The following is a 13,235-nucleotide window of genomic DNA, read 5'->3' as shown; positions in this document are numbered from 1 at the left end:
CAGGTGACGAGGGCGCAGGATCGGGCGATGATGCGGATACGCGTATCGCAAAAGCGAATATCCGTATCGAACCGTCAGGTCCGTGCCTTCTGCCGGACGACCTGGCGGTATCGCGTCGGGCTCGCTCCGACACACCGGCGGAACAGCCGCGCGGCGTGACCCCGGCTGTGCCAGCCGACCTCACGCATCGCCACCTCGATCGGCAGATCGGTCTCACGCAGCAACCGCGCCAGGTGCTCGGCACGCAGCGTCGCCAGGTATGTCATCGGCGTTTTCCCATAGGCGTCGACGAAGACCCGGCCGAGCTGGGACGGCGACAGGTGCACCGACTCGGCCAACTCCGCTAGCGTCCACCGTCGTGCTGGCTGGTCCCGCAGCCGGTCGGCTGCGGCACGGGCCTCGGCCCGCAACGGTGCCAAACGCCGGAGGGCAGGTGCGCCGAGGTAGGTGGCCTTGTGCTGGGTCGCGGACCGGCGCACCGCGGTCGTCTTCACGAACGGCGACACCACATCCAAGACGGCGAACAGCAAGGACTGCATCCGATAGAACTGCTCCGGTGCAGGCCCATTGAGGCTGAGCCGACCGAGTTCATCCAACCACGGCATCACACACGCGGCTCGGTCCTCGCCCAGCCGCAGCACCTGGGCGGCCTCCGCATAGCGGGCCGCGATGAAATCCTTGGCCTCCAGCCGGTCGGCCAACACCGCGGCGTGCTGCCAGAACACCTGATCGACCACATAGTCTCGATGCAGAAACAGCGTCGTGACCGTGACCCGCTGCTCCGGTTCGGCCCCGCACAGGGTGTTCGCCGCAAGCAGCACCACGTCCCCAACCCTGACCGGTCGCTCTCCGAACTCGCTGAACAACCACGCCGACCCGGCTCGCACGAAGATCAGCTTCACGCAGTCATACGCGATGGGATCACGCCGCCGGTGGACACTCTCCGTTCGCGCCACCACGGGAGAGAAGCCGTGTTCGGACACCCAGCTTGATCCACTGTCGTATCCCACTAGGAGCCCGCTGCCGGGGCGCCTGCCACAGAGTGCTTAGCCCGGGTATCACCGGATCGGACCGCCGCAGTATGTGCCTGAGATTCGCTGAGGGACCGCGCATCCGACATGACGCCACAGGCTCCTGATACCCAACCGGCTACTAGGCAGTGCATCAGTCGGGCTGTCGGGATGCCGCAAAACTGGCGATCGTTTCCGCCCTGAAGGAGCGCTGCGTGGGCGGGAGACGATGTGATCTACTGCGTTCCTCGCCAACCCAGGCGAAGCCCTCATGCAGTCGGCGCGTGGTTCCGGCGCCTTCATTTACCGCACTCATCGAGATCGGTCAGGCCAGTCACTATGGAAACCGTGGCCCTCGCGGGGAAGTGGGCATCGCTCAAGCGTCACCCGCCAGTCCTCATGAGTTCGCCATCGCGGAACGGTGCGGCCTTGGTCTGCAACGCGCCTGTCGGCGCCATGCAGACGTCGACAGGCGCGGAAAGTCATCTGCCGTGCTCACGCTGGTCGTACGAGCTTCCCGCGGCTACCGAGTGTCCACCGGTCGTCGAGCCCGGAGCGCACGGTCGCCCGGAGTTCAGGTCAGAACCTTGGCGGGTACCGAAATCGACCTGGGCGCGCCTAGTTTCGCCACGGCCCGGGCGGAGCATGCGCAGGCCGTTGAGGATGATCAGCGCCGCGCTGCCCTCGTTGAGGAGCAGGCCGGTGGTCAGGGACATCCAACCGGCGAGGGCTGCGACGATCAGGATGGCGACGACGGTCAGGCTCAGGGCGATGTTGATCTTGATGTTTTTCCGAGCGCGGCGCGAGAGTCGGATGGCGGCCGGGAGCCGGTCGAGCTCGTCGGCCAGGAGGGCGACGTCGGCGGTCTCTAGGGCGACGTCGGTGCTGGCGGCTCCCATGGCGATGGCGAGGTCGGCGTTGGCCATGGCAGGGGCGTCGTTGACGCCGTCGCCGACCATCGCGATCACGCCGTGTTTCTCGCGCAGCTCACGGATTGCGGCGGATTTGTCCTCGGGGAGCAGCTCGGCGCGGTAGTCGTCTAGCCCCAGGGCCTGCGCGGTGGACCTGGCGACGGTGGCGTTGTCGCCGGTGAGCATCAGGACCCGCTCGACTCCGAGGTCGCGCAGCTCGGCGAGGGTGCTTTCGGCATCGGGGCGCAGCTGGTCGGCCACCGCCACGACGGCCAAGGGTCGGGTGTCGTCGCGAAGAACCACGGCCGTGCATCCTTCCGCCTCGGCGTGCGCCAGCGCCGGGCCTGCGGTGCCGTCGGTCCGGTCCTCGTCGGTGGGTCGGCCGATGTGCAGGGTGCGACCGTCGAGGGTGGCTTCCATGCCGGCTCCTGGCAGGGCGCGTGCATCCTGGACGGCCGGGATGGTCAACGCGCGGTCACGGGCACCGGCCACGATCGCGGTCGCGATGGGGTGCTCGCTCTCGGACTCGACCGCCGCCGCAAGGGTCAGAGCCTCGTCCTCGCTGATCCCGTCGAGGGGCGTTACTTGAGCGAGATCGGGCCGGCCGCGGGTGAGGGTGCCGGTCTTGTCGAAGGCGACGGCCTTGATGTCGGCCAGGCGCTCAAGGTAGATGCCGCCCTTGATTAGGATGCCGTCGCGGGCGCCCCGGGCGATTGCGGTGACCACGCTGACAGGCACCGAGATGATCAGGGCGCAGGAGCAGGAGACAACCAGGACCACGAGGGCCCGGTAGATCGCCTCGCGCCACTCGAAGCCGAGCAGCGGCAGCACTAGTGCCACGGCTACGGCAAGGGCGAACATCGCCGGGGTGTAGACAGCACCGAACTTGTCCGCGAACCGCTCGGCACCGCTGCGGTTGGCCTGTGCCTCCTCGACCTGCTCGATCACCCGGGCCAGGACCGTGTCGTAGTACTCCTTGGTGACCCTAATCCGCAGCACGCCATTGCCGTTGAGGCTGCCGCCGAAGACCTCGGTGCCCGCCGTGACCTCGACCGGCACCGACTCCCCGGTCACCGGGCTGGCGTCCACCCACGAGGCGCCATGGATCACAGCGCCGTCGGTGGGTAGGCGCTCACCGGGACGCACCAGGACGACGTCACCGGGGTGGAGTTCCTCCACCGCCACGGTCTCGGTCGCCCCGTCATCGTTGAGTCGGTTGGCGGTGGGGGGTGCGATCTCCATCAGGGCGCTAATAGACCCGCGGGCCTTGTCGGTGGCGTAGGCCTCCATCGCCTCACCGAGACTGAAGATGACAACCAGCATCGCCGCCTCCTCGATCACCCCAAGCGCGATGGCTCCGATGGCGGCCACGACCAGCAGCACGGTGATGGTCAGCCGTTTGTGGCGCACCGCCCGGATCGCGCTGCGCAACGGGTAGACGCCGCCGATGAGGATCGCGCCGCAGAACAGGGCCAGGGCCACCGGCTCGGAGTGGATGGTCCACTCCACCACCAGCCCGGCCACCAGCAGCACCGCGGCGACGGCCAGCGTGACCATCTCGGGCTTCTGCCACCAGCGGCGGGCGCGAGGCCGAACCGCGACAGCGGACGTGACGTGTGGTGACGTGCTCGCATTAGCACTCATCGACTATTTTCCTTCCTCCACCGGTGACTTCATGCCCGGACCGGGCGCGCCGGGCCGGCGGCGACAAGGGGCAGCCCGGACTTCTTCGCGGCGGCGACGACGGCGTCATCGCTCACGGTGCCGTCGTGAGTGACCAGCACCAGGCCGGAAGCAAGCGCGTCGACCTCCTTGACCCCGGGCAGGGACTCCACGACGGCGAGGTCACCCGCGCAGGTCACGCAGCCGCCTTCGATGGCGCGGTACTTGGAGCGGAGGAACTGGATAGGGGCAGTCACGGTTGATCTCCTTCTAGCTCGTGGAACATCGGATTTCGATGGACGTCAAAGTCTACGTTTCCGAGTTTGCCGTAGGGTTCGATGCATGTCAATATGTACCCATGTCGATGTCTGGTCCGTCCGCCCGTGACGCCGCGTTGGGATACTGCACGCCCCTCGCCCGCGAGCCGATCACCCCGGCGCAGGCCGAAGGTGTCTCCCGCATGCTTAAGGCTCTGGCCGATCCGGTGCGGCTGCGATTGATGTCGATGATCCTGTCCCACGAGGGCGCCGAGGCGTGCGCCATGTGTGACCTGACAGAGGGCTTCGACCTGTCGCAGTCGACCCTCAGCCACCACCTGAAGGTTCTGCACGACGCCGGCTTGGTCGACCGCGACAAGCGCGGCGTGTGGGTCTACTACAAGGCCCGCACGGAGGCGATGGACGCCCTGCGCACCCTATTCAGCGGCGACCTCGCTGCTCCTCAGTTGGCGTGACCGAAACGCTTGTCCTGTATTCTCGGTACGGCTGCGAACTTGAGTTATCTTCTGGGATGCGAGCACATCTCGGCGGCGCATGCGCCGCCTCTGGTGGGAGGACGGTGTCCTTGCCACACGAATGCTCGCATTCGAAGGTCATAAAGCACGGACTGCCCCTTCCCCAGAACTGCCTAGTAGAATGCGGCCGCACCTCATCGAGCTGGCATTCTCAGTGCGCCTTCCGGCTGTCTCCTCGCGACTTGCTGCCGTCGACGAGCGGCTGAGCCCCCTTTGGGTCGCCCACGCTCAGACGGAGCTTCTCGCACTCCTCGGTGCCGTCACACCTCTTGCAGATCGAGGACAAACTGCCGGCTGCCGCGATGCGAACCGGACGCTGGGAACTGCCGTGGTTGTGTGAGTACTCGGGAAGCGGTTAGCGGCCTCGTGGAGTTCCCGGACGGACGTTCCATCAGAGGTACGTGAGTCCGGCGCCCTCACGGCGACGTCCCGGTTCCGGACTTCGCTCTCTACTTACTCGGCAGAGACTGCGGCATCGATGGTTGGCCGTACAGGTGGGTTAAGTGGCCCGGCTTCTCCCTGCCGGACTCCATGGAGGCCGCGATCAGCGCGCTCGGCGAAGCTCATACTCGGTCGAAGCGCGAACGGGTTGCGATCGCCTGCGGTGGTGGGAAAGGTCGCACCGGCGCCGCGATGTCGCTCCTGGTGCATCAGCAGAGTCGAGCCCGACCACGCCGTCGCCTGGGTGCGCCCGAACTACTACCCACCGGCAGTAAAGACGCGATGGCAGCGGCAGTGGGTAAGGATAACTGCTGAGCGCCTGCGCGGGTGAGCGCCGGGGTTGCGCAATCCCGGAACGTGACACCGGGACGCAACCCCTGCAATCGAGCCCGTGGTGCCCGCCGTGGCAGAATCACACGTCTTTGAAGAATGCCGTTTTGAGCAAGTCGGCAGCGTCGGTGAGGTCTCCTGTCGAAACCTTTAGTTCGCCCCTGGTCACGGCGTCGTTGCCGTCCTCAGTCAGGACCCACGTCACGGATACAACGTCCGCTTGTGGATCGCGCGCGAGGAGCACGTAATCGTCCTGGTCGCTCGTCCACGGCGCGTTGGGGCGAAACGACTCAGGCGTGAGGGTGACTTCGACATTGTTGCCGTGATTGCTCCAGCCCACCGGGTACCCGCGCGTCGCGATCTGGAGGTCGGAGGGGTCGAATCCGATTCCGTATGGGTCCTGCCGCCGCACGATGGGTTCGACCACCTTGCTGTAGTCGGCGTCGTCTGCCAGGCGGTAGTCGAACGATTCGCAGTCGTGGAAGGTCACGATGAGGTGGGGCTTGGCGACGAACCGGTCGCGGCTGACGACCCGGATTCCTACGCCAGGAAGAGCGACACCCAGGAAGTGTTCTCGGCCCTGCTCGATATGGGCGGGCTTTTCGCCTCGCCACGCTTCCAGTCGTCTCGCTCGTTCCTCGGGCGATGGTGGCTGCGTCCTGCCGAAGACGGTCGGTACAAGAAGGGCTGACGGCGAAATGTCTTCTGCTGGCTCCCGCGGCTTGCTGAACTCTTCTTCCTCGAACTCATACAGACGCTCCAGCACTTCGTTGACCCGTTCGACCCGGCTGATGGTTCCGAGGATCTCGACGTCGAGATCGATCGGCGACTTGCCGCCGCCCCGGGCCCGCTGGACGAGAGCCAGCACTTCCTCTGCTCGGGCACGGCGGGTGTTGCTGGCCCCCCGCACGTAGATCGCCCCGTCATCAACGTTGTCCTGACGTTTCGCTCCCTGGAAGCTCTTGTGGCACGGGAAGATCGGCTGTCCGTCCTGCGGGGGCTGTGCGATAAGGAACAGCACCTCGCGGCCCTCGTCGACACCGATTCGTCCGAACTCGAACGCTGGAAACTGTGCTCCTAGGTAAGGCCGAAGCCGGTCTTCTAGCTCGTGGGCCTCAACACCACGAGGAACCCCTTGCGCACGATCCTTCTGCGCGCCAATGACCAGTACTGCGTAGCCTTTGAAGTATCGCGCGGCGTCCTGCGGGCGTCGATTGGCTGCTCCGAGAAGGAACTTCGCGACCTTCGCCACACCTTCCGTGCTGGTCAGGTCGAGACTTCTCTTGATCTCCAGGTAGCTCGTCTCGGCTTCGTCTCCGACCGCGAGCACATGGTCCAGAATGCTGCTGAGGGCGCGCTCGCCAAGCGGGATTATGTCGGCATCCATACCGTCACCTCCAACGCCCGCCAGTTCTTTCCATCAACGGTAGCGGTGCCATCAGCTAAGTCCGTGACGCCACGTCCACGCCCGCTGACGTGTCCCGCTGGGTCTTTGGACTGGCGCCACCGAACGTCGACAGGTCACCGCCACGGGAAGGTGTCGGCCATCGGATCAGGCGTCCAGATCGCTATGTGTGCGCGGGCGGGACGACGCCGGTGCGTTCGTAGTACCTGAGGGCGTTCGCGGTCAACCCGAGGCGTCCGGCGGCCTCTCCGATCGAGTGGTCACCGCTCACGGCGACACCCTGCGTGCGCTTTCCGGCTCAGACGTCACATTGCTCGGCAGTTCGGGCTGTCTCAATGACCGGACCACGAGTGAGGCGCCGTTGTGATCGGAGGCTCAGCTCGTCACTGTAAGCAACGGAGTGAGCCCGGCACGGACGGGGCGGGGCAGCGTCCTCAATGTGAAGTCGGTGACCGACCATCGCGCTTCGTCGATTGGTATTGACCGTAGTGCCTCGACTATCTCCGCTGCACCGTCGAGCGTGGTCTCGCTTTGCAGGATCTTGACGAGAACGTCTCTGACGTGCCACCGGTTGTGGTGGGCGCCGAGGCGTGCCAGGGCTGCGACGATCTTCCCGTGCATTGGTGCACTGCGCGTAGTATTGGCGACGCGTCGCATGAAGTTCGCGAGCGTATCGCAGTACTCGAAGGAGAAACTGCCCGTTGCCACGTACGAGCAGAAGCGCTCCATGACACGCATGAACGCTGGCGCGTCGCGCTCCCAGAGGGAGCCGATCGAGGAAGCGCTCATCCAGGGCAAGACTCGGACGAGCGCAGACATGTCATCACGGTCGTACTCATCGAGCGACTGGGCCCAGTCGAGGACCTCGACGAGATCCTCGGTGGTCGGCATTCCGAGAACGCGGTCGCGGAGTCGCTCGGCTTGTTCTTCTCTGGTTTCCCACAACTGGTGGTCCTGTTCGGCGTCGATCGTCCGCTCGACCGCCTCACGGAAATCAGCAACTGACTGGTACCGCGCCGAAGGTGAGTTGGCGATTGCCTTCTCTATCACGGGTCGGAAGACGCCTGGAGGAATCTCGACGTTGACCGGCCACTCGCCGGTGACTAGTTCCTGGAGCATTTTGCCCAGGCTGTATATGTCCGACAGGCGGTTTGCTTGGCGCGCGTTCTGCCATTGCTCCGGCGCGGTGTAGACCCATGATCCGAGGCCCTGTCGGTAGGTCGATGTGAGCGGATCGGTGTCACGCTCGGCCATGACCGCGAGTCCGAAGTCGGATACAGCCCAGGTGTCTGCGTCTCCGTCCTCCGTTCCCAGTCGGAGAACGTTCCCCGGCTTCAGGTCGCGGTGGAAGATGCCCTCGGCGTGGATGTAGGTCAATCCCGCGCAGACCTGCCGCATGACGTCGACAATCAGGGGCGGGTTGTCCTTTAGGAGCGGTAGGTGGTCCGACAGACTTCCCTGGGCGAGCGGCATGGCGTACCAAACCTTGCCTTCCGTGGTCTCGCCTTGTGCGAGCACCTGCACCACATTGGGATGCGAGAGCCTCTCCATGATCCGCAGTTCGCGCTGGAATCGCTTGATTGCTTCCTCTTCAATGCCCTCGACGTTGCGGAGGACCTTGATTGCCACGGTCGCGCCGGTCTTCTTGTCGATGGCGCGGTAGACGTCCGCGAAGCCGCCGTGCCCGATCGTCTCGTCCTCACGCACGAAGCGACCGCCCAAGGTACGTTTGGCTTCATCGGCGGAGGGCCGGCCTGCGGTTGAGCGGCGCAGCCCGGACTGGTTCCATTGGCGCACGACGTCAAGGTCCCATATTGGCCCTTGGGCGATCTCGCCGATGGCGTCGGGGAAGTCGGGACGCTGCCGCAGCGCCGTCACCCGCGAGAGTGAGACACCCAGCTCCTTTGCTACCTCACTCGAACCGCCCAGCCGCATGATCCCTCCTAGAATAGTCGCCGCGAATTCACCATAAAGCATAATCGTTGCTGAGACTACACCATTACTTCGGCCGGTGTGTCGGTGACGGCCCCGCGCGGGCTGAAGGCGGCAGCCTCGAACGCCGCGAGCGTGGTCAGCGCGGTCGCGGGCAGTTCGCGCAGGTGCCGCCGAACGGCCGCGAAAGATGCGATGAGTGCCGACCAGGACTCGGTGTCCCCTGGGACTGGCACGTTGATCTTCCGGACACCGTCGAAATAGAGGCGCCTGCGTACTGCGCCGCGGCTCTCGCGCACAATCTCGGCCTTGCCCTGCTCGCTCTTGAGGTACATGAGTAGGTACTCGTCGCTGAACGGAGCACCCTCCGCGAGGCGGAAGACGACATAGTCGGGGCTGACCCAACCGGCCTCCTCCTCGCGTCGGCACAGCGCGATGGAGCCGACATTGACGCGCATCGGGTTGTAGACGAAGTCGCCCGGCCGCAGTTCCCGGTAGCGACTAGTGTCCTTGGCGGGCGTGCCCTTGAACGGAGTGAGCCCACCCTCGTTCGACACGCCAACGTAGCGATCGGGGGTGCGGGAGCCCGCTCGTGCGCCTGCCTCAACTGCCCAGTCGCCGATCTTGATGTTTTCACCGAGCGGGTAGGATTCCAGCGATTCGTGTGCCTTGGCCAGAGCGTCGGTGAGTTCCGTCAGTGTCGCCAAGCGGTTGCGCAGTTCTTCAATGCGCGCGCCTGCTGAGGCCGCGTCTGAAGAAAAGGCCGCGTTTGGCCAGGGGATGTCGAGGTCGTACCCGTTGTCGATGATGGTGTCGTAGTCGACCTCCCATGAGTACTCGTCTGCGACACCGTGGACGACCCAGCGCTCGGCACCGGTGAGAACTTCCACGGGGAGCGGGTTGGTCTTGCTGTATGACCGTTTCCCGGGCGGGTTCGGTACCTGGTAGTAGCGGATCGTTTGTGTGCGTCCGGCCTTGGAGAAGAAAATCAGATTGGTGCGTGTGTCCGCCGCAGTCGGGAAAACCCCTGTGGGCAGCCGCACGATAGCCGTGACGTTGAACTCGTTAAGCAGGCGGCGTCGGACGGTTGAGAACGCCGTCTCGGTGCGGTAAAGGATGCCGTCGGGCAGGACGATGGCCGCGCGTCCACCATCACGGAGTTTGGCCATGCAGTGCTGGAGAAAGAGCAACTCGGTGGCTGCGGACCTGCTCGGGAAGTTCTGTTGGACCTGTGGATTCTCGGTTCCGCCGAAGGGCGGGTTTGTGAGGATGACGTCGAACTGATCGCTCGGATTGACGTTTCGGGTGTCCTGCTCAAGGGTGTTGCGTCTGACCACCTGGGGGTCCTCGACGCCGTGCAGGATGAGGTTCATCGTGCCGACAAGCGCGGCGATCTCGCCTGACTCCTGACCGAAAAACGTCGCGGAGTTGAAACGCTCCTTGTCCTCGACCGTCTTGGTTGCTGAGGCGACATGTTCGGCGGATGCCACCAAGAAGCCAGCCGAACCGCAGCAGGGGTCGTAGATCCGTTCCCCGAGTGTCGGGTCGATAATGCGCACCATCGACTCGACGACGGGGCGGGGCGTGTAGAACTCCCCAGACCACCCGGCGTCAGCTGTTTGTGCCAACAGCGACTCATAGATGACGCTCATCGCGTGGTGGTTGTTGAGAGCATGGAAGTCGATCGAGTCGACGATAGCGATGACCTCTTTGAGCGAATACCCCGACTTCATCACGGTGCGAATCTCGCCGAAGATCGCTGCGATCCGCTCTGCTCTTGCGCTTCCCCGCAGTCCTCGGAGGTAGGGCAAAAGGTCGTCGGTCACAAACTCGATGAGTTCATCACCGGTCAGCTTGTTGTTCCGTGCCCAGGTCTTCCAGCGGTACTTGCCTGCGATAAGCGGCCGATACGTTGCCCCGTCGATCCGGGCAACCATTTCTTTGGTCTCTTCCATCGAGTCGAGGACTTTGAGGAATAGCAGCCACGTCAGTTGTTCCAAGTACTTTAGCGCGTTCTTGGTGTTGTCGTCGGCCCGCATCTTATCTGAGGCAGACTTGATCTTTGCTTGCAGTTCGAAGAGTGTCATCCGTCAATTTCTGTATCGAAGAGGCAAATCTGTACGTCTTGGAGGAACGCGGCGACGTGCTCTGGACCGCCGAGTTGGGAAGCCACTCCGAGGACGCCTCCCCAGGTCGCGCTGAAGGGAAGGAGACTGAAAAGCTCGCTACTGGAGATCTCAGCGGTGCCGCCGAGACGGAACTTGTCGAGTACCGCGGCGATCAATCCGTCAGGGAGCTTCGGGTACTTTTTCTCCAGTTCGCCCTGCGCCGCGGCCGCCCGCGCCTCCCGACTTGTCATGGGAGCGTCAAAGGCGGCTGCGGCGAGCAGGTCGAAGGCGTCTACGTCAGTGCGGCCAATGACGAGTCCGAGCAACTCGGGCGTGACTTGACGTATAGCCAAATATTCACTGAGTGAGTCACGCTGTGCACGCTCCCGCCATGCGCCTCGCAGCTCGTCGAGCGACTCCACCCGCTCGCGGATGACAGCCTTAGCGCGTGCCAGGTAATCCGAGCTCGGAAGGACATGGCCGTTGCCGAAGTCAACTTCGATCTCGTCCTTGATCGATACCTCCAGCCCGGAGATCCTCACCCGCCGTTCGCCCTGCGATGGGCGCCGCAGCGCGACCACGAGGTTCCGTGCGTCATCCGATGTGCTGTCGACGCGAGAATGCCGTCGGGTATATCCGCTGGCAGAGATAAACACGTCGAGTACCGCACTCGGCAGGTCTGAAACGTCGAAGCTTCCATCAGTTGCGCAACGAGTTTCGGCAAGCAGGCGCCCCTGGAGTCGCACGGAGAGCGACGCGCCACCGACGGGCTCGCCGGACTCCTCATCCTGCACGTATCCAGCGATGGTGACATTTCCGGTCAGCGGCCCTGTGACGGTGGGTTGGCTGGGCAGATCCCATTCGTCGAACAGCCGGGTGGCATTCGTGTAATCGATGACCCGGAAGAACGTTTTGCCGGTCAGCGCATCGATGCGGCTGCCGCGACCGATGATCTGCTTAAACGTTGTCACCGAACCGATCGGCTTCATAAAGACGATGTTGCGCACTGAGGGCGCGTTGACGCCCGTCGAAAGCAGATCGACGGTTGTCACGACCACCGGCTCCGTGGAGGACGCGAGCTGAAATTGCTCAAGTGTGGCCTGGGCGTCTCGCTCCTCGCTGACGATTCGTGCCGCGTAGAGGTTCTTGCCGGTCTCGGAGCCGAGCAGCCGCTGCATCTCACTGCGGACGAGCTCGGCGTGCTCCATGGTGACGCAGAACACCATGGTCTTGTCGAGCGGGCCGTAGGTCCGCAAGACACCGGCCAGGTGGTCACACAGCACCCGGGTTCGGTCCGGCACGATGATGTCCCGCTCAAAGGCCCGCATCTCGTAGACATCGCGGGGTGTGGTCCCCTCGGGTACGAGTAGCTCGGCCCCACGCTCGATCTCATCGTTGATCACGAGGCCTTCGTCGACGCTGGTGCTGACCTTCAGGACCTTGTAAGTGGCGAGGAACCCGTCGTCGATTCCCCGCCCAAGTGAGTACTCATAGACAGGGCGCGGCTGACCCCGGTCGTCTGCGTTCTCGGAGGCGAAGAAGCTATACGTGTTGATTGAGTCGTCTTCCTTGGGCGTCGCCGTCATACCGAGATGGAAGGCGGTGTCGAAGTGCTCAAGGATGGCTCCCCAGTCGCCGTATCCGCTACGGTGGCACTCGTCGACGATCACGAGGTCGAAATAATCACGCGGGTACCGCTCAAAGACGCGTGGTCCTGCCGGTGATTGTGCGTAGAGTGACTGGTAGATGGCGAAGTGCACATCACGCTCAAGCGGCACGTGCCCACCCATCACGACGCCGCGGCGGTCGCCCAGCCCGCCAAACTCGTTGTAGGCCTGGTCGCGCAGGTTAACTCGGTCTGCGATGAAGAGGACGCGCTTGAGGTACCGGCTGGTGAGCAGTTTGTAGACAATGTTGAACGCGATGAACGTCTTACCCGTACCGGTAGCTAGCGACAGCAAGGCACGACGGTGCCCAATCAGCATCTGCTCGATCGCCGCTGAGACTGCCCGCTCCTGGTAGTAGCGCATCGACGGGGCGCCGGGCAAGCTGTAGGCCGGCTGCAGCAGCGGATTGGAGGCCTCACCCCCGCGCCTGCCCGTGACTGTCTGACCGCGCCATGTGACATCGGATTGCCACCGCTTCAGCAGCTCGTCCGGCGAGGGGAACTCCGTGAGTCGGCGAACCGCGCCGGTGCGCATGTCCTGCTCCACGATCTCGTGCCCATTCGTCGCGAAAGCGAATGGCGCGAGGACGTCGGTCGCATAGGCCAATGCCTGCTGCATCCCCGCACCCGGCGCGTGGCTCTCGTCCTTCGCCTCCACGGCAGCGAGGATTGCGCCGCGCGGCTCGTCGCGCAGCACGTAATCGACGAACTGCGGTTCGTCCCGCACTGTTTGCTCACCGAGCAGCCGAAGCTTGCCAGGACGGTATGCGTACTCACGCTCCACCTGATCCTCTGCCCAGCCGGACGACCGCAATAACGGATCGATGAGGGTGGCGCGCGTCTGGCGTTCATCCCGGTTCATGCAGCCAGTTTAGACGACACCCGGCATCAGACCGATATGGTCTGATGGTGTGTCTTTGGTGGACCCGCAGCTAGGTGCGCTCACTTAAACGGCGCCTGCCGGGCGAGCCCAGCGG

Annotated in this window: 10 protein-coding genes; 2 read left to right on the top strand and 8 right to left on the bottom strand. The window is 64.3% G+C overall.

Annotation, left to right across the window (positions count from 1 at the left end):
* Positions 1–74 precede the first annotated feature (74 nt).
* The 3 genes from G9U51_RS00950 to G9U51_RS00940 form a co-directional block, all read right to left on the bottom strand.
* Entirely contained in the window at positions 75–959 is an 885-nt protein-coding gene (locus tag G9U51_RS00950) for a helix-turn-helix transcriptional regulator (RefSeq protein WP_328823266.1), read from the bottom strand.
* Positions 960–1,492: 533 nt separating this feature from the next.
* On the bottom strand, positions 1,493–3,478 hold the full coding sequence (locus G9U51_RS00945) for a heavy metal translocating P-type ATPase (RefSeq protein WP_166191866.1): 1,986 nt from the start codon (positions 3,476–3,478) through the stop codon (positions 1,493–1,495).
* 116 nt (positions 3,479–3,594) lie between these two features.
* Complete coding sequence (locus G9U51_RS00940; protein WP_166191863.1) at positions 3,595–3,840, bottom strand: hypothetical protein; 246 nt, start codon at positions 3,838–3,840, stop codon at positions 3,595–3,597.
* A gap of 101 nt (positions 3,841–3,941) precedes the next feature.
* Between G9U51_RS00940 and G9U51_RS00935 the strand changes: the two genes are divergently transcribed.
* Positions 3,942–4,316, top strand: a complete 375-nt coding sequence (locus G9U51_RS00935; protein ID WP_166191860.1) for an ArsR/SmtB family transcription factor — start codon at positions 3,942–3,944, stop codon at positions 4,314–4,316.
* A gap of 591 nt (positions 4,317–4,907) precedes the next feature.
* Positions 4,908–5,132: a phosphatase domain-containing protein gene (locus G9U51_RS17710; RefSeq protein ID WP_328823239.1), complete on the top strand. Its 225-nt coding sequence runs from the start codon at positions 4,908–4,910 to the stop codon at positions 5,130–5,132.
* 97 nt (positions 5,133–5,229) lie between these two features.
* Here the strand turns inward: G9U51_RS17710 and G9U51_RS00930 are convergent, their stop codons facing one another.
* From G9U51_RS00930 to hsdR, 5 genes are all read right to left on the bottom strand, one after another.
* Entirely contained in the window at positions 5,230–6,534 is a 1,305-nt protein-coding gene (locus G9U51_RS00930) for a hypothetical protein (protein ID WP_166191857.1), read from the bottom strand.
* A gap of 181 nt (positions 6,535–6,715) precedes the next feature.
* Positions 6,716–6,823 carry a MerR family DNA-binding transcriptional regulator gene (locus G9U51_RS17955; RefSeq protein WP_166191854.1) on the bottom strand — a complete coding sequence of 36 codons (108 nt, stop codon included), beginning with the start codon at positions 6,821–6,823 and terminating at the stop codon, positions 6,716–6,718.
* A 104-nt stretch (positions 6,824–6,927) separates the two neighbouring features.
* On the bottom strand, positions 6,928–8,487 hold the full coding sequence (locus tag G9U51_RS00920) for a serine/threonine-protein kinase (protein WP_166191851.1): 1,560 nt from the start codon (positions 8,485–8,487) through the stop codon (positions 6,928–6,930).
* Positions 8,488–8,543: 56 nt separating this feature from the next.
* A complete protein-coding gene (locus tag G9U51_RS00915; RefSeq protein ID WP_166191848.1) occupies positions 8,544–10,571 on the bottom strand; it encodes an N-6 DNA methylase in 2,028 nt (675 codons plus the stop codon).
* Positions 10,568–13,120 (bottom strand): EcoAI/FtnUII family type I restriction enzme subunit R, encoded by a 2,553-nt coding sequence (hsdR, locus tag G9U51_RS00910; protein WP_166191845.1) that lies wholly within the window; start codon positions 13,118–13,120, stop codon positions 10,568–10,570. Before hsdR ends, G9U51_RS00915 begins: the two co-directional genes overlap by 4 nt.
* Between the last annotated feature and the right edge of the window lie 115 nt (positions 13,121–13,235).

Source organism: Metallococcus carri (assembly GCF_011440275.1).
Taxonomy (GTDB): domain Bacteria; phylum Actinomycetota; class Actinomycetes; order Actinomycetales; family Dermatophilaceae; genus Metallococcus; species Metallococcus carri.
The sequence above is the reverse complement of the archived record's forward strand: the minus strand, read 5'-3'. Positions and strand labels throughout refer to the sequence as shown.